Raw genomic sequence first — 25,295 nt, 5'->3', positions numbered from 1 at the left:
GCGCGGGCATGGGGCCGTACGCCGCGAGGTCGATCTCGACGACGACGGGGCCCCGCTGGGCGACCGCGTCGTCGAGGACGGGGGCCGCGTCGGTTGCCGAGGCGATCCGGCGGTAGGACAGGCCCAGGGACGCGGAGAGCTGGGCGAAGTCGGGGGTGACCAGGTCGACCGCGGCCGGCGGCTTGCCGTGTGCCTCCTGGAGGTTGCGCAGGACGCCGTAGCCGCCGTCGTTGAAGACGAGCAGCACGAGCCACGGCTTCTCCTGGGCGAGCGTGAGCAGCTCGCCGAAGTGCACCGCCAGTCCACCGTCGCCGACGATGACGACGGTGGGCTCGTCGGGTCGGGCGAGCGCAGCACCGAGGCCCATGCCGAGGCCCTGGCCGATGCCACCGCCGCGCGGGAAGACGTTGGAGCGGGGGTCGTACATCTCGAGCAGCCGGTTGCCCCACGAGCTCGAGGCGATGGTGACGTCGCGGGCGACGACCGCCTCGCGCGGCAGCGCGGAGCGGAGGGCGTCCACGAGCACAGCGTGGTCGCCGAGGTTGGCGCGCTGGGTGACCCGGACGGCCTGGCGCACCTCGGTCACCCGCTCGCGCCAGCCGGACTCGACGGAGCCGCCATCGCGCACCGCGTCGATGAGAGCCGGCAGCACGTCCGCGGTGTCGGCGGCGACCGCGGCCTTCACCGGGTAGACCCGGCCCAGCGCGGCCGGGTCGATGTCGATCTGGACATGGGTGGCCGGCACGCGCAGGGCGTAGTCACGGGTCTCGTTGGACCGGAAGTGGCTGCCCAGCGTGAGCAGGAGGTCGGCGGACTCGAGCAGCTGCTGGCCGCCGGGGGTCGCGCCGTAGTTGCCGACGACGAGCGGGTGGTCCTCCGGGACCGCGCCGCGGCCGGAGTTGGAGGTGACCAGGCCGGCGCCCCAGCACTCGAGCAGCTCGGTGAGCGCGGCACCGGAGCGGGCGACGCCGCCGCCGGCCCAGATCACCGGGCGCTCGGCGCGGGCGACGAGCTCGAGCAGGTCGGCGAGCCCGGCAGGCGCGGCAGCCGTGGAGGAGGTGGAACCCGCTCCAGCCGCGGCGGTGGGGGCTTCCACCGCGGCTGGTGCGGAAACAGGGGGCTGTACGCCGAGCGCGGGGTGCGCGGCGTACTGCAGGTCGATCGGCCACTCGACGCTGACCGGACCGCCCGGCGCCGCGAGAGCGGTGCGGACCGCGTCGCGGAGCACGGAGCCGGCCTCCTCGACGGAGTGGATGGTGTGCGCCTCGACCGAGACGGCGCGGAGCATGCCGAGCTGGTCCTTGGTCTCGTGGATGAAGCCGCGGCCCGAGCCGAGGAACTCCGACTCCACCTGGCCGGTCACATGGAGGACCGAGGTGCCCGAGGAGAGGGACTCGATCAGCGAGCCGGCCGCGTTGCCGGCACCGGTGCCGGTGCTGGTCAGCGCGCAGCCGAGGCCGCCCGTGGCCCGGGCGTAGCCGTCGGCGGCGTTGACCGCGCTCGCCTCGTGGCGGACCGGGACGAAGCGGAGCTCGCGGGAGACCGCCTCGACCAGCGGGAGGTTGTGGACGGAGATGATGCCGAAGACGACCTCGACGCCGGCCTCGCGGAGGACCTGCACGAGCAGCTCGCCGCCGTCGGCGTGGCCCGTGGTGGGGGTGGTGGAAGACATCAGGACTCCTTGGATTCAGGCCAGGTAGCGGCTGACGCCGCCACACACGTCGAGCGCGGCACCGGTGACGTACGACGCGCGGGGGGAGAGCAGGGTGACGACCATTGCGGCGACCTCGTCGGCCGTGCCGAAGCGACCGAGCGCGATCCCCCGGTCGGTGGCGAGCTCGCGCTCCCACTCGGCGAAGGAGAGCGAGCCGTCGGTGGCGTCGTAGCGGCGCCGCCACTGGCCGGTGTCGACCAGGCCGAGGCAGACGCTGTTCACGCGGACGCCGCGGGCGGCGTACTCGATCGACATCGACTTGGTGAGGTTGAGCAGGCCGGCGCGGGCCGCCGAGGTGGTGACCAGCCGCGGCTCGGGCTGACGCGCCAGGACGGCGTTGATGGTGACGACCGCGGCCGCGTCGGAGCGCTCCAGCCAGGGCAGCGCGGCCCGGGTGGTGTTGAGGACGCTGGCGAACTTGAGGTCCAGCTCGTCGCGGAAGTCCTCGGTGGTCGCCTCGGCGAGGCCGAGCATCCGGGACTGGCCGGCGTTGTTGACCACGCCGTCGATCCCGCCGAAGCGCTCGGCTCCAGCCGCCACGGTCGCCTCGACCTGGTCGGCGTCACGGACGTCGCAGGCCAGGGCCAGCACCCGCTCGCCCGGCGCACCGAGGTCCGCGAGGGCCTTCTCGAGCACGTCGAGCCGCCGGGCGCAGGTCACGACGTTCGCGCCCTCGTCGAGCAGGGCGGCGACGGTCGCGAGGCCGACGCCGGAGCTGCCGCCGGTGACGAGGACGGTGCGTCCGGAGAGCTGGAGGTCCATGGGCCGGGTTCCTTAGGTGGAGAGGCTGGGGTTCGAGAGGCGGGGAGGACGGGGCCGTCAGTGGAAGACGAAGCCGCCGTTGACCACGAGCTGCTGGCCGGTGAGGTAGCCGGCCTCGGGGCCGAGGACGAAGGCGACGGCGCCGACCACGTCGGCGGGCTGCTGGTCGCGGGTGAGCGCGCGGTTGTCGCGGTAGAGCTGGTGCCGGTGCTCCGGGATCTGGGCAGCGGCCTCGGTGTGGGTGAGCCCCGGGGAGACGGTGTTGACCGTGATCCCGTGCGGCCCCAGGTCCCGGGCCATCGCCCGGGTGAGCGCGGACACCCCGCCCTTGGAGGCGATGTAGTGGGCCAGGTTGGGCGACCCGTAGAGCGCCGCGTCGGAGCCGATGTTGACGATCCGGCCCCGGCCCGCGGCGATCATCGCCGGGGCGACCTCGCGGGAGACCAGCCACGGTCCCCGGAGGTTGACCGCCATCAGGCCGTCCCACTCCTCGAGGGTGATCTCGTGCACCGGCTTGCCGCCGACCCCGTCGGCGCGGGCGGCGTTGTTCACCAGCCCGTAGAGCGGCCCGACGGTGCGGACCATCTCCTGCACCGACGCGTGGTCGGTGACGTCGACGGGGACGGAGGCGACGTCGTGGCCCTCGGCGCGGAGCTTGCCCTGCGCGTCCTCCAGCCAGTCGGTGCGGACGTCGGCGAGCCAGACGCGCGCGCCCTCGGTGGCCAGGCGGCGGGCGATGGCCAGTCCGAGGCCCCGTCCCGCGCCCGTCACCAGGATCGGCTCGCCGTGGAGAGACATCAGCCGCGCGTGATTCCGTGCATGGCCGACGTCTCGGGGTACGTCGGGACCTGGGGCTTCTGGGCACCGATGACGACGCAGAAGAGCGCGTCGACGTCGCCGTTGTTCTTGAGGCTGCGCGGAACGCCGGCCGGGACGACGATCATGTCGCGGTAGCCGAGGGTCCGCTTGACGACCTGGCCGTCGCGGTGGACGCCGACCTCGACCTCGCCCTCGAGGACGAAGAAGGCCTCCTCGGCGTCGTGGTGGGTGTGCTCGGGGCCCTCGGCGCCCGGGGGCAGCAGCATGTTGGAGAAGGTGAAGCCCTGCGACTTGATCGTCCGGTTGTCGGTCTCGTGGTTGCCGGTGGCACCCGAGCCGACGTAGCGGATCTGGGCCCGCTTGAACTGGTCGCCGGCCTTGGCCTGGAAGCCGAGGGTGTCCCAGTCCTCGTGGCGCGAGGCGCGGGTGAGGATGAGCGAGTCCGTGAAGGCCTCGAGGTCCTCGGCGGTCTCGTAGCTCAGGCCGCGGGGGGTCTCGTTGGTGATGCTCATGTCGTTCCCTTTCGGTTGCTGCTGACCGGAGCGTCAGCGGTAGAGGCGTTCGATGATCTGGACGAAGGCGGAGAGCCAGGCGTTGAAGGCCTCCGGTGCTTCCTGGTTGGCGGCGTGGCCTGCCCCGTGGACGGTCACGAAGACGGCGTCGGGGATGCCGCCGGCGAGCGCCTGGCTCTCGTCGAAGCCGGTGACGGTGTCGCCGTCACCGCAGAGGACGAGCGTCGGAGTCCGTACGCCGGCCAGCTCGGCCGTCAGGTCCGTGGCAGCCATGGACGCGGCGGCGTAGCCGTAGCCCGGCAGCCGGATCGCGTCGCGCATGGAGGCGACCACGTGGTCCACCAGCTCGGCGGGCGCCTCGGGGGTGACCAGGCGGGGGCCGCGGGCGGCGGCGAACTCGGCGGCGCCGGCGCGGGCGAGCTCGGCGGCCCGGTCACGCATCGCCGCGGCCTGCTCGTCGCTCTGGCCGGAGCCGCGCGAGGAGTCGGCGAGCACGAGGCTGCGGACCAGGTCGGGGTGGCGCAGGGCGAGGCGGATCGCGATCACGCCGCCCCACGAGACGCCGAGGACGTGGGCGGGGCCGTCGGCGCGGTCGCGGATCACGGCGGCCGCGGCGTCGGCGTACGCGTCGAGGTCGAGGGGTCCCTCCGGGTCGGGCGAGGCGGCGTAGCCGGGGGCGTCCCAGGCGAGGAACCGGAGCTCGCCGGCGAGCTCGGCGATCTGCGGCTCGAAGGAGGCGGAGCTCGAGCCGATGCCGTGGAGGCAGAGGACGGCCGGGCCGGCTCCCTTGTCGACGACGTTGATCGTTTCGGTGTTCACCAGGACCTCCGTTAGACGATCCGCACGGGGCGGCCCACGAGGACGCACAGGGAGCGCAGCACCGCGTGCGGCACGACGCCGCTGGTGCGGGGGTTGGCCGGCGAGGGCCGGTTGGCGATCTCGAAGCGGTAGACACCCGTGGGGCCGTCCGCCTCGATCACGTGGGTGGTGAGCTCGGCGGCGGGGTCGGCCACGAGCGCGACCTCGACGAGGTCGAAGCTGTCGACCGCGAAGGCGACGGTGGCCGCGACGTTGAGCGAGCGCGGGAAGAGCCGGGCCGCCTCGCGAGCCGGACCGCGGAAGACCTCGACCGGCTCGGTCGTGGTGCGGATCCGGTCCTGCGTGGCGTCGTCCATCCAGGGCTGCAGCACCGAGGTGGGCAGCTTGCGGGAGGTGACACTGACCCGCTCGAACGGCGCCTCGGCGGCGGCACTGGCGAGGAGGTCCACTCCCCCGACGGCTCCGGAGGTGAAGAGGAGCCGGCCGGGCCCGGCCGCGACCACGCTGTCGAGGAGGGCGTCGTCGGCGAACGCGCCGACGGAGGAGACCAGGAGGTCGACACCGGCCTCGAGGATCTCGGCCGCGTGCTGGCGGACGACGACCTGGCCGGCGCACTCCACGAGGACGTCGCAGCGACGGATCGCCTCGGCGAGGTTGACCTGCGGTGCGGCGACACCGCTCACCGGGTGGACGTCGACGACGCACGCGAGCTCCGCGCCCTCGACGCCGCCGCGGGCCAGGACCTCGATGACGCCGGCGCCGATCGCGCCGGCACCGATGACGCCCACCTTGCGGCGCGCCTGCGGGTCCACCAGCGGCTGGAGCTGGGTGATCGCCGTCATCATCGGGCCACCTCCAGCAGTCCACGCTCGGCGACGAGGTCGAGGGCGCCGCGGTCCTCGATGCCGGCCATGTGGCTGCGGACGTCCTTCGACGGCGGGCCAGCCGTACCCCAGAGGTCGGAGAGCTCGGGAACCCGGCGCCAGACCTTGCAGAGCCACTGGTCCTCGACGACCTGGGCGACGTCGGAGGTGTACTCGCAGACGAGGCCCGCCGGGTCGGCGAAGTAGGAGAACGTGTTGTTGCCGGGGCCGTGACGGCCCGGGCCCCAGAGCGGGGTGATCCCCTGCTGCTTGAGCGAGCCGATGCCGCGCATGAAGTGGTCCATGCTCGGCATCTCGTAGGCCACGTGGTTGACCGAGGTCCACGCCGCCTGGTTGAAGGCGATGCTGTGGTGGTCGGTGCTGCAGCGCAGGAACGCCATCTGGTGCTCGGACCAGTCGGAGACCCGCATGCCGAGCACGTCGGTGTAGAAGGCGACGGCGGCGTCGATGTCGACGGTGTTGAGGACGACGTGGGTGACACCGACCGGCACCGCGAGGTCGCGGCTCAGCGGCTTGACCGCGTGCACGTCGGCGACGAGCTCGATGGTGCGACCCTCCGGGTCGACGAAGACGACGCCGTAGCCGCCGCCGACCTGGTCGAGGTGACCGGGCTCGGCGAGCACCGGAACCCCCCGTGCGGCCAGGCGCCGGCCGGCCTCGTCGACCTCGGCCCGGGTGCGGACCGCGAACGAGATCCGGCCGAGGCCGTTGCGCTCCGAGCGGGTCAGCTGGAGGACGTGGTGGTTGGACCCGGTGCCACGCAGCCAGGTGTCGTCGTGGTCCTGCTCGACGACCTGCAGGCCCCAGACGCCCTCATAGAAGTCGCCGGACTCGGCCAGGGTGGGGACCCGGAGCTGGACGGAGCGCAGCGAGTGGAGCTGGGCGATCGGCTGGTTCATGTCCTCACCTTTCCTTTGGTCTTAATAGTTAAGGCCTAAACCTTTTTTGTGTCAAGGGTCACCCCCGAACTCGATGGAGGAGTTCGGGGGTGGCTCAGCCCGCCCAGGGGTGCGGGCTGTCGGAGAGGCCCCAGTAGAGGCTCTTCTGGCGCGAGTACGCCGCGATCCAGCCGCGCCCCTTCTCGCGACCGAGGCCACTCTCCTTCATGCCGCCGAAGGGCGTCGAGGAGCTGAACTGCTTGTAGGTGTTGATCCACACGGTGCCGGCATCGATGCGCCGGGCGACGCGCCAGGCCGTGCGGTAGTCACGCGTCCACAAGCCACAGGCCAGCCCGAAGGCGGAGTCGTTGGCCTGCGCGACGAGGTCGTCCTCGTCCTTGAAGCCGAGCACCGCCAGCACCGGCCCGAAGATCTCCTCCTGGCAGGTCGCGGCCGTGTTGGGCAGCTCGTCGATGATCGTCGGGAGGTAGAACGCCCCCCGCTCGTACGCCGCGCCCTCGGGCGCCTGCCCGCCCGTCAGGACGCGACCGCCCTCCGCCCGCGCCCGTTCGACGTGCTGCGCGACAGAGTCGCGGTGCTTGTGGTGCACGAGTGGCGCCACTTGCGTCAGCGGATCGAGGCCGTGACCGACCCTCAGCGCACGCGTCTTGGCCACCAGCCGCTCGACGAAATCGTCGCGCAGGCTCTCAGCGACGAAGAGCCGCGAGCCGGCGATGCAGCTCTGGCCACTGCTGGAGAAGATCCCGAAGAGGATGCCGTTGATCGCGGCGTCGATGTCAGCGTCCTCGAAGACCACCGTCGGCGACTTGCCGCCGAGCTCGAGCGAGACCGGCATCAGCTTCTCCGCGGCCGCGTGCGCGATGCGCCGTCCCGTGCTGGTGCCGCCGGTGAAGGAGACCTTGCCGACCCCCGGGTGCGTCACGATCACCTCGCCGACCACCGAGCCCGCGCCGGGCAGCACGGAGAGCAGCCCGGCCGGGAGGCCGGAGTCGGTGATGATCCGGCCCAGCGCGAGCGAGACCAGTGGCGTCCACTCGGCCGGCTTGAGCACGACCGCGTTGCCCGCAGCGAGCGCAGGGGCGATCTTCTGGGCGTCACTGGCGACCGGGGAGTTCCACGGCACGATCGCGCCGACCACGCCGATCGGCTCGTGCACGCTCATCGTGAGCGACGGTCCGCGCTGGGTGGTCAGCTCGTCGTCGAAGGTCTCCAGCGCCCCGGCGACGTAGCGGAACGTGCCGGCGGCACTGGCGACCAGGGCCGAGGTCTCGCGCAGGGTCTTGCCGGTGTCGCGGGTCTGCAGGTTCGCAAGCCGGTCGGCGTCGCGCTCGATGCCGTCGGCGATGCGGTGCAGGTGGCGGGCGCGCTCGTGCGGGAGCAGGTCGCGCCAGGCAGGAGACGCGGCGGCCTCGGCCCCGCGGCGTACGGCCTCGTCGACGTCGTCGGCGGTGGCGTGGTGGATCTCGGTGATCACGCCGCCGTCAGCGGGGTCGACGGTCTCGGAGGCGGCGCCGGTCCCCCGGCGCCACTCCCCTGCCACCAGGATCTCGTCCGGCGGCAGGGGAACGGCGGGGTGACTCATCGCGAGATCTCCTCCAGCGTCCGCTCCTTGGTCTCGATCGCGAAGACCGCGGTGGAGAGGGCGCCCACGACCGCGACCGCACCCATCACGACGAAGATGTCGGCGACGGAGAAGCCACGCTCGAGCAGTCCACCCACGACGAGCGGCCCGATCACGATGCCGAGACGGCCGAACGCTCCACCGACGCTGCAACCGAGTGCCCGCATACGGGTCGGGTAGAGCTCGGCGGTGTAGACGTAGAGCGCCAGGTTGACCGCGAAGATGCACATCGCAGACGCCGCGGACCAGACCAGCACCGTGCCGGCCGTGGTGGCACCGGTCGAGGCGAGGATGAAGAGGGTGGTCGCGCTGCCCATCATGGCGACCGCGATCGCGATCCGGCGGCCGATGTTGTCGATCACGAGCGCGATGACGATGCAGCCGATGATGCCGGCGATGCTGGTCGCCACGCTGTAGCGGAGCGCCGTGTCGACGTCGAGGTGGAAGACCCGACCGTAGATGGTCGGCAGCCAGGCGGCGATGCCGTAGTTCACGAAGTACGCCGTCAGCCAGGCGGTCGCCAGCATCAGGGTGCGGCGCAGGTAGATGCCCTGGAAGAGCTCACGGACGCGGACCTGGCCCTGCTGGACCACAGCGACCTCGCCGACGACCGGCTCGGGCAGGTCACCCTTCTGCGAAGCGACCTCGGCCTCGATGCGGCGCATCGCGGCATCGGCCTCGGCGAGCCGGCCACGGGACGCGAGCCAGCGCGGGGATTCGGGGACCCGGCGCAGGAACGGCACGAGGACGATCGGGATGGCACCGAGGGCGAAGAGCCAGCGCCAGCCCAGCGTGGGCACGATCCAGGCGGCGACCAGCGCCGAGGCGACCAGGCCCGCCGGGAAGATGAGCTCGTAGAGGAGGACGAACCGCCCGCGCTTGTGGGCCCGGGTGATCTCGCCGATGTAGGTGGCAGCAACCGGCACCTCGGCGCCGAGTCCGAAGCCCTGGATGAACCGGAGGACCAGGAAGAGCCAGAGCGTCCCCGTGGTGGCCATCGCCAGACTGCACAGGGCGTAGATCACCAGCGACCCGATCAGGACCGGCACACGACCGACCCGGTCAGCCGCCCAGCCACCCGCCAGGGCGCCGATCAGCATGCCGATGCCGCCGATCGCGATCGTCCACGCGATCATGCCCGGGTCGAGGGCGAAGTAGGGGATGAGGACCGGCAGGGCGTAGGCGATCATCAGCTGGTCGAAGCCGTCGAAGAACGTGGCGACGCCGACCAGGACGCGCGTCTTGACGTGCCAGCGCGAGAGCGGGAGCCGCTCCAGACGGGCACTGACCTGTTCGGCCGTGATGGAGGTGGTCATGTGAGTGGCACTCGAATCGACCATGGTTGGGACCTTCTCGTTCAGAGCACTGTGCCCCCACAGCGTCATTCCGCTAAGTGCTTAATGATTAAGTCCTGAGAGTGTTGCCCGTCACATCGGCCTGCGTCAACCCCTCTGGCCGAATAATCCAGTCCTTGAAGGTCAAGGGCTAACATGCGAGGCATGGCGGAGTCGAAGAAGCACCCCGCGGACGCGGTGGACACGATCGTCGAGCAGTGGCGCGCAGAGCGTCCCGATCTCGATCCCTCCCCCATCGCCCTCTTCGGTCGCGTGCACCGGATCTACCTGCGCTACCAGACGGTCCTCAACAAGACCTTCGAGAAGCACGGGCTCAACTCCGCGTCGTTCGACGTCCTCGCGGCGCTGCGGCGTTCGGGCGCGCCGTACCGCAAGTCGGGCACCCAGCTCGCCAACGGGTCCCTCCTCTCCTCCGCTGGCGTCACCTTCCGCCTCGACCGCCTGGAGGAAGCCGGCCTGATCGAGCGGCAGCGTGACAGCGACGATCGCCGCGTGGTGCACTCCGCCCTGACCGACAAGGGGCTCGAGGTCATCAACCGCACCATCGAGGCGCACCTCGACGCCGAGCAGGCACTCCTGCACGGGCTCACCGCCAAGGAGCGGGCCCAGCTGGCAGCGCTCCTGTCCAAGCTCGAGCAGTCGATCACCGAGGCCGAGCTGCCCTGAGCGAAGCCGTCCCACGGTGTGACGACCACCGCAGCTTCCCCCTAGGGTGGGAGTGATGGAGTTCACCGGCTACCCCCGCCTCTGCCCCTGCGGCACCGGGTCCAACTACGGCGTGTGCTGCGGTCGTCTGATCAGCGGCGCCGCCCAGGCGCGCACTGCCGAGGAGCTCATGCGGTCGCGCTACGTGGCGTACGCACTCGGGGAGCTGGACCACGTCTTCCGCACGTGGCACCCCAAGACCCGGCCGGACGACGTGAGCCCGGTCCCCGGCGTCGAGTTCATCGGCCTCACCGTGCACGAGATCGTGGCCGGCGGACCCGACGACGACCTCGGTGTCGTCGAGTTCACCGCGCGCATGCGCACCACCCAGGGCATCGACGAGATGCACGAGCGGAGCCGGTTCAGCCGCCGCGCCGGCCGATGGATGTACGTCGACGGCAACGTGCCCGACGTCGCGGCGACCGACGACGCTGCGCCGCCCAGCCGTTCGACCACCATCGAGTTCCCGGCCCAGCACGGCCGGGGCTGAGCGGTGGCGCGCTACGGCGTGACCGTGAAGCCAGGGTCGAAGAAGGGCCCGCTCGTGTCCGTCGCCGACGACGGGTCGCTGACGCTCTTCGTCCGCGAGCGTGCGGTCGACGGTGCCGCCAACGACGGCGTGGTGAAGCTCCTCAGCGATCACTTCGGCGTGCCGAAGTCGCGGGTCACGATCGTCCGCGGCCACGCCAGCCGGCAGAAGCTCGTCGACGTCGGGGACTGACGCGGCGCGAACCTGCACGCGTTTGGCGCCGAGGCGGCGCGAACCTGCATACGGGGCGTGCAGAAGTACGGGCTCCTCACGAAGGGGTACGGCGAGTCGCCGCCAACACGCCGTCCGCGATGCCACGGTCAGCGCTGCCCGCACTTCTACGCAGCGAGGCGCGCCCGCGCTTGCCAATTCGTGTGCAGGTTCACGCCGCCTCGGCACCCCCTCAGTGCAGGTTCGCGCCGCCTCGGCACCCCCTCGGTGCAGGTTCGCGCCGCCTCGGCACCAAATCCGTGCAGGTTCACGCCGCCTCGGCGCCAAATCCGTGCAGGTTCGCGCCGGCTCAGCCCCAGAGGCCGAGCACGTCGCCGCCGATCCGCAGGATGAACGCGCTCACGACGAGGATGAAGAAGACGCGCACGAACCCGGCGCCCTTCGACACCGCGACCCGAGCGCCGAGGTAGCCGCCGACCAGGTTGGCCAGGCCCATCGCCAGGCCGATCCCCCAGAGCACGGCGCCCTGCGGCACGAAGACGACCAGCGCCGCGAGGTTGGTCGCCCAGTTGGCCATCCGTGCCTTCGCCGAGGCCTCGAGGAACGAGTAGCCGAGCAGGCCGACCAGGCTCACCACGAAGAAGGACCCGGTGCCCGGCCCCAGCGCACCGTCGTAGGCGCCGATGGCGATACCGATCAGCATCGCGCCCGCGAGGTGGCGGCGGTCGGCGTACTTCAGCTCGGTCTCGCCGCCTACCGACGGACGGAAGAGCACCCAGGCCCCGATCACCAGCAGCGCCGCCAGCACGATCGGCTCGAACGCCTCGCGCGGGATCTGGCTCGCCAGCAGCGCTCCCCCGAGCGAGCCGAGGAACGCGCAGATCATCAGCGGCACGAAGGTGCCGGGGTGCGGACGCACGCGCCGGTAGTACGTCGTCGAGCTGACCGTGGTGCCGCAGATCGAGGCGAGCTTGTTGGTCGCCAGCAGCTGCACCGGCGTCGCTCCGGGCAGGCCCACGACCAGTGCCGGCAGCTGGATCAGGCCTCCACCGCCGACGACCGCGTCGACGAAGCCGGAGGCCAGTCCGGCCAGGACCAGCAGGAGGACGACGGTCGGATCGAGGTCGAGCACCGAGCGTCAGCCGCGGACGATGTAGGCCAGCAGGTCCTGGCGCGTCACGACGCCGACCGGCTTGCCGTCCTCCTGGACCAGCAGGGCGTCGGCGTGCTCGAGGGCGGCCACCGCCTCCGATGCTGCCGCGGTCGAGCCGATCGTCGGCAGCGGCGGCGACATGTGCGACTCCACGGTGTCGGTCAGCTTCGCCTCGCCGGCGTAGAGCGCGTCGAGCAACGTCTTCTCGTCGACGGAGCCGGCCACCTCGGCGGCGACCACCGGCGGCTCGGCGCGGACCACGGGCATCTGGGACACGCCGTACTCGCGCAGGATGTGGACCGCGTCCGCGATCGTCTCGGTCGGGTGCGTGTGCACGAGATCGGGCAGGTGGCCGGACTTGCCGCGGAGCACCTCGCCGACCGTCTTCTCGCTCGCCGCCTCACCACCTGTCGGAAAGCCGTACGACGCGAGCCACTCGTCGTTGAAGACCTTGGTCAGGTAGCCGCGACCGGAGTCGGGCAGGAGCACCACGATGACCGCATCGGTCTGGCCCTCCGCCGCGAGCTCCTCCGCCAGCTGCTTCGCGGCGTACGCCGCCATGCCGGCGGAGCCACCGACCAGGAGCGCGTCCTCGCGGGCCAGGCGGCGCGTGTAGGCGAACGAGTCGGCGTCGGAGACCTCGATGATCCGGTCCGCGATCTCGCGGTCGTAGGTGTCCGGCCAGAAGTCCTCACCGACGCCCTCGACCAGGTAGGGACGGCCGGTGCCACCGGAGTAGACCGAACCCGCCGGGTCGGCACCGATGACCTGCACCGACGGGTTGCGCTCGTTGAGGTAGCGGCCGATCCCGCTGATCGTGCCGCCCGTGCCCACGCCGGCGACGAAGTGCGTGACCTTCCCGTCGGTCTGCTCCCAGATCTCGGGACCCGTCGTCTCGTAGTGGGAGCGGGGGTTGTTGGGGTTGGAGTACTGGTCCGGCTTCCACGCGCCCTCGATCTCGCGCACGAGCCGGTCACTCACGTTGTAGTAGGAGTCCGGGTGCTCGGGCGCCACCGCGGTCGGGCAGACGACCACGCGGGCGCCGTACGCCTTGAGGACGTTGCGCTTGTCCTCGCTGACCTTGTCGGGGCAGACGAAGACGCACTGGTAGCCCTTCTGCTGCGCGACCATCGCCAGGCCGACGCCGGTGTTGCCGGAGGTCGGCTCGACGATCGTGCCGCCCGGCTTCAGCTCGCCGGAGGCCTCCGCGGCCTCGATCATCCGCGTCGCGATCCGGTCCTTCACCGAGCCGCCCGGGTTGAGGTACTCGACCTTCGCCAGCACCAGCGGGCCGCTAGCAGCGACAGAGCTTCCGGGGGCCTCCAGCGAGCGGTTGATCCGGACGAGCGGGGTGTTGCCGATGAGATCGAGGAGCGAGTTCGCGTAGTCCACGTCACAGAGGCTAGCCGTGGGGGTACAGAACGTCGGAACGGAGAGAAGGGGTCACCTACAGTGGTGGACATGTCCAGGACCGAGACCGTGCGCAAGGTGGCCTCCGCGGCCGCCGTCGGCGGCGGCAGCGTCTCCGCACTCGGCCTGGGGCTGTACGGCGTCCTGCGGGCCGAGGCGATGCTGGCCCGGCGCGCGATCGGCGACCCGCTCGACGAGCCGCCCCCCAACCCGTCCGGCTGGTACGGCCGCAAGCGCCCCGGTCCGGCGATCCGCGTCGCGCTGCTCGGCGACTCCGGCGCAGCTGGCTACGGGGTGGAGAAGGTCGAGGAGACGCCCGGCGCCCATCTCGCCTCCGGCATCGCCGCCGCAGCAGACCGCCGGGTCTACCTCGGCTGCTTCGCCGTCGTCGGCGCCCAGACCTCCCACCTCATGGACCAGGTCGACCGCGCGCTCCTGATCGAGCCCGAGCTCGTGGTGATCTCGATCGGGGCCAACGACGTCACCCACGGCGTGCTCCCCGGGCAAGCCAGCAAGGAGCTCGCCGACTGCCTCGCCCGGCTCCGCGCGGCCGGCGTCAAGATCGTCATGGGCACCTGCCCCGACCTCGGCACCGTGCGCCCGATCAGCCCACCGCTGAAGCAGTGGGCCCGGATGATGTCGCGGCGCATGGCGACCGCCCAGGCGATCGTCTGCGTCGAGGCGGGCGGCCGCTCGGTCTCGCTGGCCAACTCCCTCGGGCCGGAGTTCGACGCGCGCCCGCTGGATCTCTTCGGCCCCGACCGTTTCCACCCCTCCGCCGAGGGGTACGCCGCGTTCGCCGGCGTCCTGCTGCCGACCGCGCTCGCCGCACTCGGCATGGGCCCCGTCGACGACGCACCGCGCGCCGCCCGCGGCGAGGGCATCAAGCCCCTGCAGCGCGCCGCCTCGCAGGCCTCCCGCACGCCGGGCACCGAGCTCGACGGCACGAAGGGCCCCGGACGCGGCGTCCGCGGCCTGCTCGTCGAGCTTCGCCACCGCCGCCGCCAGCCCCAGGTCGAGGCCGAGAAGCCGTCCGACTCGCTGGACGCCGCCGAGCCCGCCTGAGCGAGTGCGTTGCGTGCTGCCCGCCTGACGCCTCGTCCGGGGCGGGTGGAGCCGGGACGCTGCCCGAGCGTCGAGCCCGCAGCGCGAGCTGCAGGGAGGGCAACGTCCCGGCGGAACGCGGCCCGGACCAGGCGCCCAGACACGCACGAAGCCCCTCACCCGCCGAGGCGGGGAGGGGCTTCGCGGATTCCGGGCGGGCCGCTCGTCCGTGGTCGAGCCTGCGCGCGGAACCTGGACGATCAGTCGTCGCTGTTGAGGATCGCGAGGATCCGCAGCAGGTAGAAGTAGACCATCACGATGCTCGCGGTCAGGCCGAACGCCGCGGTCCAGGAGAACTTCTCCGGCACGCCGGCCCGGACTCCCTGCTCGACCATGTCGAAGTCGAGGACCAGGCCCACGACACCGAAGCCAAGACCGGCGATCGCGATCAGCAGGCCCAGCGGACCATCGCCGAACAGGCCGGTGTTGACACCGAACATCTGCAGGGCGAAACCGACGAGCAGGAGGGCGCCGAAGCCGAGAGCCGCAGCGAAGAATCCCTTGCGGAATCCGTCACCGACCTTGATGTCGAGGAACTTGTACGCCGCGAGCACACCACCGGTGGCCGCCACCGTGCCGAGGACCGCGTTGAGCACGATGCCCTGGTACTCGGTCGCCTCCATGAGCTTGGAGAAGCCGCCCATGAACACACCCTGCGCGGCGGCATAGGCGAGCACGACGGCCGGGCTGAGCATCTTCCGCGCGAACGTGGCGTAGAGGCCGATGCCGAAGCCGGCGAACATGCCGATCATCATCGCCGCGGAAAGGGCGCTGATGTCTCCCGACTCGATCGACGGCGTCAGGATCCAGGTCGCGGCGGCTGCGAACAGCACGACGACCAGCGAGACGCCGGTCTTCTGGACGACGTCGTCGATGGTCATCGCGCGGGTGGCCTGCGGGGCCTGCTGGGGCGCGCCGTACTGCGTTGCGCCGTACTGCTCGGCGCCGTAGCCCGGCGGCGGCGGGGGCGGCGGGTAGCCACCCTGCGGGTAGGCCTGCTGGCCGTAGCCGGCCTGGCCGTTGAAAGCCGGGTTGTTGTTGAAGACGGGGTTGTTGCTCCTCATCGAGGTCCCTCCTGGAGATCTCGCGACGGGCGCCCACCTGGCGCTCCGCCTTGCCCCACCAGTCTAGGCGGGGCGACACACATGACAACGGGCGGACGGGCGGGTGAGTTCCCGCGCGATCAGTCGGAGTCGAGCGCTTCGAGGAGGCGGTCGACGAGACGGCCGAAATCGGTGAACTCGGCATCGCTCAGGTGGTCGACCACCAGGCGGCGTACGGAGGCGACGTGGCCCGGAGCGGCGTCGGCGATGGCGCGGCGGCCGGCGTCGGTGACCCCCACGAACGAGCCCCGGCCGTCCTCGGCGCACTCGAACCGCTCGACCAGTCCGCGCGACTGCATCCGCTTGAGCTGGTGGGAGACGCGACTGCGCTCCCAGCCGAGATTGTCGGCGAGCTCGGAGATACGTGCGCGCCCTTCGGGTACGTCGGTGAGCTGGACGAGAACCCCGAAATCGGCCATCGACAGGTCGGACGTCGCAGCGATCTCACGGGCGAGGGTCGCCTGGAGTTCGCGGTTGAGGCGCAGCCAGTTGCGCCAGATGCGCTGCTGCTCGTCGGTGAGCCACGGGGTCGTCATGAAGCCATCATACGCCATTGGTTGACACATCACCTTTAAAGGCGCAGTATGGTCGAAGTAGTTGATGCGTCACTCAATCGGGTGAGCGCCCGCCAACAAGAGGAGAAACACCATGAGCACCACCACCGTCCCCGCCTCGCTCGCCGAGCTGACCGGCTCCTGGACCCTCGACCCGGCCCACTCCCGCGTCGGTTTCGTGGCGCGCCACGCAATGGTCACGAAGGTGCGCGGCTCCTTCAACGAGTTCGAGGGCACCGCCGTCGTCGGCTCCGGCATCGAGGACACGACGATCGACCTCACCATCCAGGTCGGCTCCATCGACACCCGCAACGCCGACCGCGACGGCCACTTGAAGTCCGGCGACTTCCTCGAGATCGAGAAGTACCCCACGATCACCTTCCGCTCGACGTCCGTCGCTGCCAAGGGCGAGACCCTCGAGGTGACCGGCGACCTCACGATCAAGGGCGTGACCAAGTCGGTCACGATCCCGTTCGAGTTCGACGGCGCCGCGCAGGACCCGTTCGGCAACGTCCGCGCCGGCTTCGAGGGCTCGATCCAGATCCTCCGCAGCGACTACGGCATCACCTGGAACGCCGCGCTCGAGACCGGCGGTGTGCTGGTCAGTGACAAGATCACCCTCGAGTTCGAGGTCTCGGCCGTCAAGGCCGCCTGACCCGCCCACGACCACCCAGGGAGCGAAGATGAGCGAGACCGTCGTCCGGGAGAACCCGGCAGAGCAGCGCTACGAGATCCACGTCGACGGGGCGCTGGCCGGCTTCACCGTCTACCAGCCCGGAGACGGCCTGCTCGCCTTCGTCCACACCGAGATCGACGAGGCGTACGCCGGACAGGGCCTCGGCAAGGTGCTGATCCGCGACACGCTCGACGACGTGCGGAAGCGCGGCCTCGGCGTACTCCCCTTCTGCCCGTTCGTCCGCGGCTTCATCGCGAAGAACGCCGACTACCTCGACCTCGTGCCCGAGGGCGAGCGCGGCCGCTTCGACCTGGCCTGACCCGCTGCGCGAGCACGCCCCTGCGCCGGTCGAGCGCGACTAGACCGGTGCCCCCGGTGGGGCTCGAACCCACACTGTGCCGCTTTTAAGGCGGCTGCCTCTGCCGATTGGGCTACGGGGGCGCACCCACCTTAGGGGTGCGCCCCCGTCCTGCATTTCCCGGCGGTAGCGTGCGGCCATGGCCGACGTGAACCTCGCCCCCACACCCGACGGCGACCTCGCCTATGTACGCCGCGGCACCGGCGCGCCGCTGCTCCTCGTGATGGGCGTCGCCGGCCATCATCTGATGTGGTCGGAGCCCTTCGTCGCCGCACTCGGCGAGCGATTCGACGTGGTCGCCTTCGACAACCGTGGCATCGGGCAGAGCTTCCGCGCCGAGCCAGGCTTCACGCTCGACCACCTCGCCGGCGACGCGGCAGCGGTGATGGACCACCTCGGCTGGGACAGCGCGCACGTCGTCGGGATCTCCATGGGTGGCGCGATCGCGCAGGTGCTGGCGCTGGCCCATCCCGAGCGCGTCCGCACGCTCACGCTCGGCTGCACGTGGCCCGACCCGCAGGACGCCTGGGCCCCCGGCGTCATGAAGCTCGCCGAGGCAGCGGGTGCGGGCGACGCACTGGTCGCGGCGAAGCTGATGTTCGAGGCCAACGTCTCCCCCACCGCCGCCGCGGTCGTGGGTGCCTTCGAGCAGTTCTGCGCCGATGCCGGTGCCGTCAAGGTGCCCGGCCCAGTGATCATGGAGCAGATGCGTGCGGCGACCGCGCACGATGCGGCCGCGCGGCTCAGCTCGCTCGACGTACCGACACTCGTGGTCCACGGCACGGTCGACGACGTGGTGAGCGTCGAGGCCGGCAAGCGCCTGGCCGCACTCGTGCCGGGCGCTCAGCTCGAGCTGCTCGAGGGCGTCGGCCATCTCTTCTTCCGCGAACAACCGATCTTGTCGGCAGAGCTGATCACCGCTCACGCGCTCGGGTAGCTGAGGGCGCAAAGGCATTCAGCCCCTCCACCCCGGATACTCCCTACCGACTGGCACCCCGACACGCTGGTCGGAGGGTGCCAATCGGTAGGGAGTATCGGGCGGGGCGCGGGCGTCACCTCACCGCACGGAGGCGGCCTCGCCGAGCACGGCGTCGAGCATCTCCTCGGTCAGCTTGCCGGTGAAGGTGTTCTGCTGGCTCGGGTGGTAGCTGCCGAGCAGCACGACCTCGCGGCCGTCCGGCGCGAGCAGCGTCGCGCGGGCGGCGTGGCCGAACTTCGGCTTGGGCCGCGGCACCGTGTAGCCCGCCGCCTTGAAGGCCCGCAGGGCGGCATCCCAGCCGAACGAACCGAGCGCGACGATCGCGCGCACGTACGGCGCGACCAGCGCCACCTCCGCCTCGATCCACGGCGCGCAGGTGTCTCGCTCCACCGTGGTGGGCTTGTTGTCCGGCGGTGCGCAACGGACCGCCGCCACCATCCGGGTGTCGATGAGGCGCTGGCCGTCGCCAGCGTGCTCGGAGGTCGGCTGCGCCGCGAGGCCGACCCGGTGCAGCGCGGCGAAGAGCCAGTCGCCGGACCGGTCGCCGGTGAAGATCCGGCCGGTGCGGTTGCCCCCGTGCGCGGCGGGTGCCAGGCCGACGATGAGCACGCGGGGCGTCTCGCTCCCCCACCCGGCGATCGGGCGGCCCCAGTAGGGCTCGTCGGCGAACGACGCACGCTTCTCGATGGCGACCGTCTCGCGCCAGGCGACCAGGCGCGGGCACGCCGTACAGACGGAGATGGCGGAGCAGAGCTCCGCCAGGCCGCCGGCGCCCGCGGTGTCGCGGACGCCGGCAGCGGAGGTGACCGGACCCGTCTTGCGCAGGAAGGGGTCGTCCGGCCACCCCGTTCCGGGCGGCACCGGTGACGGGAAGTACTCACCGGTGAGGGGATGCGGGTGCTCGGATTTCACCCGCACATCCTGCCTCGCCCGAAGGTCTCAGAGGCTGGTGCCCTTCTTCTTGCCCTCGTCGTCCCACATACCGCCGTACGTCGGAGCGGCCGGGCCGGCGTCGGGCATGTCGGCGACTCCGGCCTCGGTGACGAGCGGCGAGTCGTACGACTCGGGCTCCATCGGGTCGACCGCGAACGGGTCCTTGTGGGTCCCCTCCGCGTGGCCCGTGACGTGACGGACCTTCTCCGTCGCGGCCATGACCTTCTCCTTCGCCACCTCGGTGGCGTGCGGAGCCTCGTTCATCGCGTGACGGATCTGCTCGTACCGGCCGCGGCCGGCCTTGGCCCCGAGGACGTAACCGACGCCTCCGGCTGCCAGCATGCTCATTCGGTGCAGGCGCATGACATCTCCCTTTCGTTGCGTCGTACGCCTTCCCCTTGCCCGAGGGCGGCGTGCGCAAACGGGGGCAGTCCTAACCGGGGAACATGCTCCAGGCGATCCCGTCGAGGATGTCAGCCTCGCTGACGACGAGGCTCGTGGCCGACGTACGGCGCAGCACGCGGTCGAGGATCAGCGCACCGGCTCCGATGACGTCGGCGCGGCCCGGGTGCATGAACGGCAGCGCGAGCCGCTCAGCCACTGTCATCGCCAGCAGGCGCTGCGCGAATGCGTGGACGTCGTCACGGTCGAGTACTGCCTGGTCGATCGCGTCGCGGTCGTAGGAGGTCAGCCCCATCACGCCGGCCGCAACCGTGATGATCGTGCCAGCGACACCGACGACCGTCTGCGCGAGCGACGGGTCGACCGGGCAGGCGTCGAGGTGGGCGTCGATGTCCGCGACGGCCGCCTCGATCTCGGTCGCGGTCGGCGGGTCGGAGTGGAGGTGGCGCTCGTGCATGCGTACCGAGCCGATGTCCATCGAGTGCTCAGCGTTCGGCTCGTTCGCGCCCAGGATCAGCTCGGTCGAGCCGCCCCCGATGTCGAGGACCAGGACGGGCTCGACCGGAGCGGTGCGGAGGTTGCGCACCGCACCGTCGAAGGAGAGATGCGCCTCCTCGTGGCCGGCCACGACCTCGGGATCGATGCCGAGCCGCTGCTGCACGCCGGCGGCGAAGACGTCTCCGTTGGAGGCGTCACGCGTCGCGGAGGTGGCGCAGAACCGGATTCGCTCGACCGGGCGTCCCTCCGCGGCGGACTCCCGGATCAGCGCGGCGTACTCGTCGATGGCGGCGAACGTGCGCTCCATCGCCTCGTCGGCCAGCCGGCCGGTCCGGTCGACGTCCTGGCCGAGCCGGACCATGCGGCTCGTGCGGACGTGGACGTCGGCGCCGCTCTCCGAGAGCGTGGCGATCATCAGCTTGATGGTGTTGGTGCCGCAGTCGACGGCAGCGACGCGCACGCTCACTCGGCCGGGGACTCCGCGAACGGCTTCTCGGTGCCGGGGCCGACACAGGGCCCGGCCTTCCACCAGTCACCGATCAGGTCCAGCACCTCATCACCGAGCGGGTTCACGCCACGGCCGCGGGCCAGGGAGTGGCCGGCGAGGACGTGGAGGCACTTGACGCGGTCGGGCATACCGCCGGCGGAGATGCCAGCGATCTCGGGGACGTCACAGCCCGCGATCTCACCGATCTCGGTGCGCGCGGCGATGTAGTCCTCGTGGGCCGCGCGGTAGCGGGCGGCCAGGTCCGGGTCAGTCGCGAGCCGGTCCTGCATCTCCTTCATCACGCCATCGGCCTCGAGGGTCCCGATCTTTGACGCGGCGCGGGGGCAGGTCAGGTAGTAGGTCGTCGGGAACGGCGTGCCGTCACCCAGGCGCGGAGGCGTCGTGACGACGTCGGGGTTGCCACAGGGGCAGCGGTGGCCGATCTCGTGGATGGAACGCGGGAGGCGACCCAGCTGGGCCTCGACCGCGAGCACGTCCTGCTGCTCGATCACTACTTGCTCTCCTCGGGGTTGCCGGCCGCCTCGACCGACTCCCAGACGGTGGAGTACCACGCGACGGGATCGGTGCCGGGGGCGTCGGCAGGGTCGGTCAGCTTCTCGACGGACCCGATCGGGTTGCCGTTCTCGTCGAGCGCGATGAGGCTGTCCTGACCCGGCATCACGTAGCCGAAGCGGAGCCGGGCCTGCTGCTTGATGAACGCCTCGTCCTTCCAGCGCTTCTTCTGCGCCTCGAGGCGGTCGATGTCGGCCTCGGTCTGCGCGATCTGCGTGCGCAGGGCATCCATCTCGGCTCGCTGCTGGAACCACGCGCGGAAGCTCGAGGCCCACGAGACCGCCAGCACGGCGAGCACCAGCAGGAGAACCACGGCCCGACTGGTGATGCGGGGGCGCTCACGCCCGGCGGCAGCGGCAGCCGCGGCGTTGCGCAGCGTCGTACGGCCTGCGGCCAGGCCCCTGCCGGGACCGGCCTGCCCGCGGGGCACCCCGCGAGAGGGCGTACGACGCTGCGCAGCCATCAGCTTGCTCAGCCCTGGTAGCGCGGGAACGCCGAGGCGCCGGCGTAGCGCGCGGCGTCGCCGAGCTGGTCCTCGATGCGCAGGAGCTGGTTGTACTTCGCGACGCGCTCGGAGCGGGCCGGGGCACCGGTCTTGATCTGGCCGCAGTTGGTGGCGACGGCGAGGTCGGCGATGGTGACGTCCTCGGTCTCACCGGAGCGGTGCGACATCATGTTGCGGTAGCCGGCGCGGTGGGCGTACTCGACGGCGTCGAGGGTCTCCGTGAGCGAGCCGATCTGGTTGACCTTGACCAGCATCGCGTTGGCCTGGCCGCCGGTGACGCCGCGGACGAGGCGCTCGGTGTTGGTGACGAAGAGGTCGTCGCCCACGAGCTGGGTCTTGGAGCCGAGCTCGTCGGTGATCTGCTTCCAGCCGTCCCAGTCCTCCTCGTCGAGGGGGTCCTCGATGGAGACGATCGGGTAGTTGGCGACGAGGTCCGCGTAGTACGCGATCATCTCGGCCGACGACTTCTGCTGGCCCTCGAAGGTGTAGGAGCCGTTCTCACAGAACTCGGTCGCGGCGACGTCGAGCGCGAGGACGACGTCCTTGCCGAGCTCGTAGCCGGCCTTCGCGACGGCCTCTGCGATCAGGTCCAGAGCGGCCCGGTTGGACTCGAGGTCCGGCGCGAAGCCACCCTCGTCGCCGACCGCCGTGGCCAGGCCCTTCTCCTTCAGGACGCCCTTGAGCGTGTGGTAGACCTCGGCGCCGACGCGGAGGGCCTCGGCGAACGACGGGGCGCCGATCGGGGCGATCATGAACTCCTGGATGTCGACGTTGGTGTCCGCGTGGGCACCACCGTTGAGGATGTTCATCATGGGGACGGGCAGCAGATGCGCGTTGGAGCCGCCGACGTACTTGAAGAGCGGCAGGCCGGCCGAGTCGGCGGCAGCGTGCGCGACCGCGAGCGAGACGCCCAGGATCGCGTTGGCGCCGAGCTTGCCCTTGTTGGGGGTGCCGTCCAGGTCGAGCATGGTCTGGTCGATGAGGCGCTGGTCCTCGGCGTCGAGGCCGATGATCGCGTCGGCGATCACCTCGACGACGGCCTTGACTGCACCAACGACACCCTTGCCGACATAGCGGTCGCCGCCGTCACGCAGCTCGACGGCCTCGAAGGCGCCGGTGGAGGCACCGGAGGGGACAGCGGCGCGACCGAACGCACCGTCCTCCAGCTGGATCTCGACCTCGACGGTGGGGTTGCCACGCGAGTCGAGGATCTCGCGGGCGCCGACGGCAGCGATGGAAGCCACTCTTGCTCCTGGGTTCATGACATGGATGTTGTCGCGGGCCAGCCTATCGGCGTACGACGGCGGGCTGGGGAGGCAGCGCCGCGCGTGGACGTGGGCGTAGGTCCGCGCGCCTGTAAACCCCGTCTACTTGCGCGAGGTGAGTGCTGCAACGGCCACCTCGTGTGGGTAAACGGGGTTTACAGCTCCTCGGGCGCGCGAACGTCGGAGCGCTCGGCGGCCTTCGCGGCCTGCCACATCTCCTCGATCTCCTCGAGGGTGAAGGTGCGGCCTGACTCCGCCTCGGGCCCGAAGACGTGCGGGTTGCGGCGGCGCATCTTCGCGGTCAGGCCGCCGACGACGTCGTCCATCGTGAACGCGCCGGCCTCCTCCGCGATGGCAGCGTGGAAGTAGATCTGCAGCAGCAGGTCGCCGAGCTCGTCGCAGAGGTGTCGCAAGCTGGCTGCGTCGCCCACGCTCTCGACGTCGCTGATCGCCTCGAGCACCTCGTCCGCCTCCTCGCGGAGGTACGGCGCGAGGCTCGCGTGGGTCTGCGCGCCCTTCCACGCGCACCGCTCACGCATGGTGCGCATGAGGCCGAGGAACTCGACGAGCCCCTCTCCCCCGGCGCTCATGCCGCGGGTGTGCCGCAGCGCTGCTCCGCCGGAAGGGCCGCTGCGGCCTTCTGGTCCAGTGCGGCCGGTGCGTCGTCGGCCGCCACCGAGAGCGAGCCGTTGGCACCGTCCCACTGCAGCTGGTCGAGGTCGACACGGCCGAAGCGCGGGTCCACCTCGACGTCCTGCTCGGCACGCCAGGCGTTGAACCGCTCGGCCCCCAGCGCGAGCGCCTGCTCGGCCGAGGTGGCACCCCGGCTGCCCGCGACTTGCAGGACGGCGCGCCGCGCGCCCTCGAGCTCGAGGCGCCTGGTCGCTGCCACGCGCAGCTCGGCGGGCACGTCCGCGAGCGTCGTGCGCACCTCGGCGCGTACGTCGCGGCGTACGTCCGCGATGTCGATGCCCTGCTCCTGCGCGAACTCCGGGAGGAGCTCGTCCACCACGAGCGCCTCGACCGCCACGCTGCGCAGCAGCGCCATCGGCAGCACGGCCCCCTGCTGGGCGAGGCCGGGCTCCTCGAGGGCACAGAAGTCGTCGGCGAAGTCGTCGACCCTGGAGAGCGCGATCGCCTGCCCCTCGACGACCGCCGCGTCACCCGGGTGGGGCCCGGAACCGCCGGGCCCGCCGGAGCAGGCGGCGAGCGGAGCGACGGCAACGAGGGCGAGCGCGGCGAGGGCCGTGCGACGCACGGACGACCTCTGGACACGGCGTACGGAAGAACTCACGTCGGCCATCAAACCCGGTGACCGGTCAAAGCGCACGCACCCGACCAGCTGCCGCGTCGGCGAGGGCGCCCCGGCGCCCGCCACCCGGAGCGCTCACCAGCCGCCGCGCGCCTCGCGGACCAGCCGGTCCTCCTCGACGCGCCGCCACTGACGCGCGAACCAACCGGGCTTCTCGGTGTGCGCAGGAGCGACCGTCGCCAGCACACGCTCGACCTCCTCGAGTCCCTCGCGCGGGGTGTGGCCGGGACGGAGCAGACCCGCGGCCTGCGCGAGGCGGAGGAGATGACGCTCGGTGAGCTGGTCGTGGACCGGTTCGCCGGCGTGCGCGTCGAGCTGCGCCTTGACCTCGCCGGAGTGCTCGAGCGCCCGGGCCCAGGCGGTGCGCAGCGTGTCGACGGGCTCGCCGTCCCCGCACTCCAGCTCGGTCTCGAGGCATCCGTCGACGACGGTCACCCAGCGCTGGTGGAGCAGGCGAAGCGCCTGCTCGGGGTCGGCCAGGGCGTGGCGCGGTGCCGGGATGAGCTGTGCCGGGACGACGGGAGCGGTCATGGCACCGTGGACGACGGCAGCGCCGCCGGCGACGGTGGGAAGGTAGCTGGCGGGGGCGGGCTGGTGCGGCATCGGACTCTCCGTCTCGGGTGGGTGGCAACCACCGTGCGCCCACTCAGTCGCTGACCACATCGGCCAGGTGGCCTAGCCCGTCCTCCTCCTCGCGGGTAGCGAGGACGGCGGCAAGCTGCACCCGCGAGCCGATCGCGAGCTTGGCGTAGATGTTCGACAGGTGCGCCTGGACGGTCCTCGTGGAGAGGGCGAGCTCCTCGGCGATCTGCGGGTTCGTCTTCCCTCGCCCCGCCTGTACGGCGACCAGCCGCTCGGCGCGCGTCAGCCGCTCCAGCGGATGTGGCTCACGCTGCGGAGGCCGCGAACCAGCCGCGTGCGCCAGCAGGACGCCGGCCTGGGCGGCCGTGCGCGTCGCCCCGAGGTCGTGGAAGACATCGGTCGCCTCCCGGAGGATCTGGACGGAGCGCAACGGGTCTCCCCGGTCCATCCACGCCCGCGCCAGGTCGACATCGGCCTTGGCCTGCCAGTAGGGGCGCTTCGCCTCGGCGTACCCCTCACGTGCACGCACGAGCAGCGCCACGTCGTTCGCGAGCAGCCCTGCGCACTGGTCGGCGCAGGCGCGTGCGCCCGCCCCGCCGGCGAGCTCCGCT

Annotated in this window: 30 protein-coding genes and 1 tRNA gene; 7 read left to right on the top strand and 24 right to left on the bottom strand. The window is 71.5% G+C overall.

The genetic code is table 11. From position 1 onward, the window contains the following. The 9 genes from VLF38_RS03240 to VLF38_RS03200 form a co-directional block, all read right to left on the bottom strand. Window positions 1-1,672 (bottom strand): thiamine pyrophosphate-binding protein (locus VLF38_RS03240; protein WP_325269854.1); only part of this gene is annotated, 1,672 nt, incomplete at its 3' end. A 15-nt stretch (window positions 1,673-1,687) separates the two neighbouring features. Beyond that, window positions 1,688-2,476: an SDR family oxidoreductase gene (locus VLF38_RS03235; protein ID WP_325269853.1), complete on the bottom strand. Its 789-nt coding sequence runs from the start codon at window positions 2,474-2,476 to the stop codon at window positions 1,688-1,690. 57 nt (window positions 2,477-2,533) lie between these two features. Then, entirely contained in the window at window positions 2,534-3,274 is a 741-nt protein-coding gene (locus VLF38_RS03230; protein ID WP_325269852.1) for a 3-oxoacyl-ACP reductase family protein, read from the bottom strand. Next, window positions 3,274-3,807 carry a cupin domain-containing protein gene (locus tag VLF38_RS03225; protein WP_325269851.1) on the bottom strand — a complete coding sequence of 178 codons (534 nt, stop codon included), beginning with the start codon at window positions 3,805-3,807 and terminating at the stop codon, window positions 3,274-3,276. The genes VLF38_RS03230 and VLF38_RS03225 overlap by 1 nt, the downstream gene beginning before the upstream one ends. A 33-nt stretch (window positions 3,808-3,840) precedes the next feature. After that, a complete protein-coding gene (locus VLF38_RS03220) occupies window positions 3,841-4,626 on the bottom strand; it encodes an alpha/beta fold hydrolase (RefSeq protein ID WP_325269850.1) in 786 nt (261 codons plus the stop codon). An 11-nt stretch (window positions 4,627-4,637) separates the two neighbouring features. Further along, the gene (locus VLF38_RS03215; protein ID WP_325269849.1) at window positions 4,638-5,471 is read right to left on the bottom strand and encodes an aspartate dehydrogenase domain-containing protein; all 834 of its coding nucleotides are present in this window, start codon (window positions 5,469-5,471) and stop codon (window positions 4,638-4,640) included. Further along, window positions 5,468-6,409: a VOC family protein gene (locus VLF38_RS03210; protein WP_325269848.1), complete on the bottom strand. Its 942-nt coding sequence runs from the start codon at window positions 6,407-6,409 to the stop codon at window positions 5,468-5,470. Before VLF38_RS03210 ends, VLF38_RS03215 begins: the two co-directional genes overlap by 4 nt. Before the next feature lie 94 nt (window positions 6,410-6,503). Beyond that, window positions 6,504-7,991: an aldehyde dehydrogenase gene (locus tag VLF38_RS03205; protein ID WP_325269847.1), complete on the bottom strand. Its 1,488-nt coding sequence runs from the start codon at window positions 7,989-7,991 to the stop codon at window positions 6,504-6,506. Then, window positions 7,988-9,346, bottom strand: a complete 1,359-nt coding sequence (locus VLF38_RS03200) for an MFS transporter (protein ID WP_325269846.1) — start codon at window positions 9,344-9,346, stop codon at window positions 7,988-7,990. Before VLF38_RS03200 ends, VLF38_RS03205 begins: the two co-directional genes overlap by 4 nt. A 183-nt stretch (window positions 9,347-9,529) precedes the next feature. Here VLF38_RS03200 and VLF38_RS03195 point away from each other — a divergent pair, with 183 nt between their 5' ends. The 3 genes from VLF38_RS03195 to VLF38_RS03185 are packed head-to-tail and all read left to right on the top strand — an operon-like array spanning window position 9,530 to window position 10,811. Further along, on the top strand, window positions 9,530-10,051 hold the full coding sequence (locus VLF38_RS03195) for a MarR family transcriptional regulator (RefSeq protein ID WP_325269845.1): 522 nt from the start codon (window positions 9,530-9,532) through the stop codon (window positions 10,049-10,051). A gap of 55 nt (window positions 10,052-10,106) precedes the next feature. After that, the gene (locus VLF38_RS03190) at window positions 10,107-10,580 is read left to right on the top strand and encodes a YchJ family protein (protein WP_325269844.1); all 474 of its coding nucleotides are present in this window, start codon (window positions 10,107-10,109) and stop codon (window positions 10,578-10,580) included. 18 nt (window positions 10,581-10,598) lie between these two features. Further along, complete coding sequence (locus VLF38_RS03185; protein ID WP_325269843.1) at window positions 10,599-10,811, top strand: DUF167 domain-containing protein; 213 nt, start codon at window positions 10,599-10,601, stop codon at window positions 10,809-10,811. Between the two features lie 328 nt (window positions 10,812-11,139). On the opposite strand, the gene VLF38_RS03180 is transcribed toward VLF38_RS03185, so the two are convergent. Together VLF38_RS03180 and VLF38_RS03175 are read right to left on the bottom strand one after the other, a co-directional pair. Next, window positions 11,140-11,922: a sulfite exporter TauE/SafE family protein gene (locus VLF38_RS03180; protein WP_325269842.1), complete on the bottom strand. Its 783-nt coding sequence runs from the start codon at window positions 11,920-11,922 to the stop codon at window positions 11,140-11,142. A 6-nt stretch (window positions 11,923-11,928) separates the two neighbouring features. Then, window positions 11,929-13,335 (bottom strand): cystathionine beta-synthase, encoded by a 1,407-nt coding sequence (locus VLF38_RS03175; protein WP_325269841.1) that lies wholly within the window; start codon window positions 13,333-13,335, stop codon window positions 11,929-11,931. Between the two features lie 69 nt (window positions 13,336-13,404). Between VLF38_RS03175 and VLF38_RS03170 the strand changes: the two genes are divergently transcribed. Next, entirely contained in the window at window positions 13,405-14,418 is a 1,014-nt protein-coding gene (locus VLF38_RS03170) for an SGNH/GDSL hydrolase family protein (protein ID WP_325269840.1), read from the top strand. 239 nt (window positions 14,419-14,657) lie between these two features. On the opposite strand, the gene VLF38_RS03165 is transcribed toward VLF38_RS03170, so the two are convergent. Both VLF38_RS03165 and VLF38_RS03160 read right to left on the bottom strand, forming a co-directional pair. Then, window positions 14,658-15,521 carry a Bax inhibitor-1/YccA family protein gene (locus tag VLF38_RS03165; protein ID WP_325269839.1) on the bottom strand — a complete coding sequence of 288 codons (864 nt, stop codon included), beginning with the start codon at window positions 15,519-15,521 and terminating at the stop codon, window positions 14,658-14,660. Between the two features lie 119 nt (window positions 15,522-15,640). Continuing rightward, on the bottom strand, window positions 15,641-16,096 hold the full coding sequence (locus VLF38_RS03160) for a MarR family winged helix-turn-helix transcriptional regulator (protein ID WP_325269838.1): 456 nt from the start codon (window positions 16,094-16,096) through the stop codon (window positions 15,641-15,643). A 112-nt stretch (window positions 16,097-16,208) separates the two neighbouring features. Here VLF38_RS03160 and VLF38_RS03155 point away from each other — a divergent pair, with 112 nt between their 5' ends. Continuing rightward, the gene (locus tag VLF38_RS03155) at window positions 16,209-16,769 is read left to right on the top strand and encodes a YceI family protein (RefSeq protein WP_325269837.1); all 561 of its coding nucleotides are present in this window, start codon (window positions 16,209-16,211) and stop codon (window positions 16,767-16,769) included. Window positions 16,770-16,797: 28 nt separating this feature from the next. Next, the gene (locus tag VLF38_RS03150; protein ID WP_325269836.1) at window positions 16,798-17,109 is read left to right on the top strand and encodes a GNAT family N-acetyltransferase; all 312 of its coding nucleotides are present in this window, start codon (window positions 16,798-16,800) and stop codon (window positions 17,107-17,109) included. 48 nt (window positions 17,110-17,157) lie between these two features. Here the strand turns inward: VLF38_RS03150 and VLF38_RS03145 are convergent. Beyond that, a tRNA-Leu gene (locus VLF38_RS03145) sits at window positions 17,158-17,231 on the bottom strand. A gap of 56 nt (window positions 17,232-17,287) precedes the next feature. Here VLF38_RS03145 and VLF38_RS03140 point away from each other — a divergent pair. Then, complete coding sequence (locus VLF38_RS03140; RefSeq protein ID WP_325269835.1) at window positions 17,288-18,085, top strand: alpha/beta hydrolase; 798 nt, start codon at window positions 17,288-17,290, stop codon at window positions 18,083-18,085. A 120-nt stretch (window positions 18,086-18,205) separates the two neighbouring features. On the opposite strand, the gene VLF38_RS03135 is transcribed toward VLF38_RS03140, so the two are convergent. From VLF38_RS03135 to VLF38_RS03090, 10 genes are all read right to left on the bottom strand, one after another. Beyond that, complete coding sequence (locus tag VLF38_RS03135; RefSeq protein WP_325269834.1) at window positions 18,206-19,039, bottom strand: uracil-DNA glycosylase; 834 nt, start codon at window positions 19,037-19,039, stop codon at window positions 18,206-18,208. Window positions 19,040-19,066: 27 nt separating this feature from the next. Beyond that, on the bottom strand, window positions 19,067-19,423 hold the full coding sequence (locus VLF38_RS03130; protein ID WP_325269833.1) for a hypothetical protein: 357 nt from the start codon (window positions 19,421-19,423) through the stop codon (window positions 19,067-19,069). A gap of 70 nt (window positions 19,424-19,493) precedes the next feature. Further along, entirely contained in the window at window positions 19,494-20,426 is a 933-nt protein-coding gene (locus VLF38_RS03125; protein ID WP_325269832.1) for a Ppx/GppA phosphatase family protein, read from the bottom strand. Then, on the bottom strand, window positions 20,423-20,959 hold the full coding sequence (locus tag VLF38_RS03120; RefSeq protein WP_325269831.1) for a DUF501 domain-containing protein: 537 nt from the start codon (window positions 20,957-20,959) through the stop codon (window positions 20,423-20,425). Before VLF38_RS03120 ends, VLF38_RS03125 begins: the two co-directional genes overlap by 4 nt. Further along, complete coding sequence (locus VLF38_RS03115; protein WP_325269830.1) at window positions 20,959-21,483, bottom strand: septum formation initiator family protein; 525 nt, start codon at window positions 21,481-21,483, stop codon at window positions 20,959-20,961. Before VLF38_RS03115 ends, VLF38_RS03120 begins: the two co-directional genes overlap by 1 nt. Window positions 21,484-21,491: 8 nt before the next feature. Continuing rightward, a complete protein-coding gene (gene eno / locus VLF38_RS03110; RefSeq protein WP_414689355.1) occupies window positions 21,492-22,787 on the bottom strand; it encodes a phosphopyruvate hydratase in 1,296 nt (431 codons plus the stop codon). 158 nt (window positions 22,788-22,945) lie between these two features. Continuing rightward, window positions 22,946-23,380, bottom strand: a complete 435-nt coding sequence (locus VLF38_RS03105; RefSeq protein ID WP_325269828.1) for a MazG nucleotide pyrophosphohydrolase domain-containing protein — start codon at window positions 23,378-23,380, stop codon at window positions 22,946-22,948. Next, window positions 23,377-24,048, bottom strand: coding sequence for a hypothetical protein (locus tag VLF38_RS03100; RefSeq protein ID WP_325269827.1), 672 nt, complete (start codon window positions 24,046-24,048; stop codon window positions 23,377-23,379). Before VLF38_RS03100 ends, VLF38_RS03105 begins: the two co-directional genes overlap by 4 nt. Window positions 24,049-24,177: 129 nt before the next feature. Continuing rightward, window positions 24,178-24,705: a hypothetical protein gene (locus tag VLF38_RS03095; protein WP_325269826.1), complete on the bottom strand. Its 528-nt coding sequence runs from the start codon at window positions 24,703-24,705 to the stop codon at window positions 24,178-24,180. A gap of 43 nt (window positions 24,706-24,748) precedes the next feature. Beyond that, on the bottom strand, window positions 24,749-25,295 hold a 547-nt coding region (locus VLF38_RS03090), incomplete at its 5' end, for a helix-turn-helix transcriptional regulator (RefSeq protein ID WP_325269825.1).

It is taken from the genome of Nocardioides sp. (assembly GCF_035481145.1).
Classification (GTDB): Bacteria; Actinomycetota; Actinomycetes; order Propionibacteriales; family Nocardioidaceae; genus Nocardioides.
This window is presented reverse-complemented; position numbering and strand designations above follow the sequence as displayed.

Bases quoted from the DNA above. Each gene is read 5' to 3' on its own strand.
- VLF38_RS03115 (WP_325269830.1), bottom strand. From the start codon at position 21,483: ATGGCTGCGCAGCGTCGTACGCCCTCTCGCGGGGTGCCCCGCGGGCAG.
- VLF38_RS03165 (WP_325269839.1), bottom strand. From the start codon at position 15,521: ATGAGGAGCAACAACCCCGTCTTCAACAACAACCCGGCTTTCAACGGC.
- VLF38_RS03155 (WP_325269837.1), top strand. From the start codon at position 16,209: ATGAGCACCACCACCGTCCCCGCCTCGCTCGCCGAGCTGACCGGCTCC.
- VLF38_RS03225 (WP_325269851.1), bottom strand. From the start codon at position 3,807: ATGAGCATCACCAACGAGACCCCCCGCGGCCTGAGCTACGAGACCGCC.
- VLF38_RS03095 (WP_325269826.1), bottom strand. From the start codon at position 24,705: ATGCCGCACCAGCCCGCCCCCGCCAGCTACCTTCCCACCGTCGCCGGC.
- eno (WP_414689355.1), bottom strand. From the start codon at position 22,787: ATGAACCCAGGAGCAAGAGTGGCTTCCATCGCTGCCGTCGGCGCCCGC.
- VLF38_RS03210 (WP_325269848.1), bottom strand. From the start codon at position 6,409: ATGAACCAGCCGATCGCCCAGCTCCACTCGCTGCGCTCCGTCCAGCTC.
- VLF38_RS03195 (WP_325269845.1), top strand. From the start codon at position 9,530: ATGGCGGAGTCGAAGAAGCACCCCGCGGACGCGGTGGACACGATCGTC.
- VLF38_RS03170 (WP_325269840.1), top strand. From the start codon at position 13,405: ATGTCCAGGACCGAGACCGTGCGCAAGGTGGCCTCCGCGGCCGCCGTC.
- VLF38_RS03190 (WP_325269844.1), top strand. From the start codon at position 10,107: ATGGAGTTCACCGGCTACCCCCGCCTCTGCCCCTGCGGCACCGGGTCC.
- VLF38_RS03105 (WP_325269828.1), bottom strand. From the start codon at position 23,380: ATGAGCGCCGGGGGAGAGGGGCTCGTCGAGTTCCTCGGCCTCATGCGC.
- VLF38_RS03230 (WP_325269852.1), bottom strand. From the start codon at position 3,274: ATGTCTCTCCACGGCGAGCCGATCCTGGTGACGGGCGCGGGACGGGGC.
- VLF38_RS03130 (WP_325269833.1), bottom strand. From the start codon at position 19,423: ATGCGCCTGCACCGAATGAGCATGCTGGCAGCCGGAGGCGTCGGTTAC.
- VLF38_RS03200 (WP_325269846.1), bottom strand. From the start codon at position 9,346: ATGACCACCTCCATCACGGCCGAACAGGTCAGTGCCCGTCTGGAGCGG.
- VLF38_RS03160 (WP_325269838.1), bottom strand. From the start codon at position 16,096: ATGACGACCCCGTGGCTCACCGACGAGCAGCAGCGCATCTGGCGCAAC.
- VLF38_RS03150 (WP_325269836.1), top strand. From the start codon at position 16,798: ATGAGCGAGACCGTCGTCCGGGAGAACCCGGCAGAGCAGCGCTACGAG.
- VLF38_RS03205 (WP_325269847.1), bottom strand. From the start codon at position 7,991: ATGAGTCACCCCGCCGTTCCCCTGCCGCCGGACGAGATCCTGGTGGCA.
- VLF38_RS03235 (WP_325269853.1), bottom strand. From the start codon at position 2,476: ATGGACCTCCAGCTCTCCGGACGCACCGTCCTCGTCACCGGCGGCAGC.
- VLF38_RS03140 (WP_325269835.1), top strand. From the start codon at position 17,288: ATGGCCGACGTGAACCTCGCCCCCACACCCGACGGCGACCTCGCCTAT.
- VLF38_RS03215 (WP_325269849.1), bottom strand. From the start codon at position 5,471: ATGATGACGGCGATCACCCAGCTCCAGCCGCTGGTGGACCCGCAGGCG.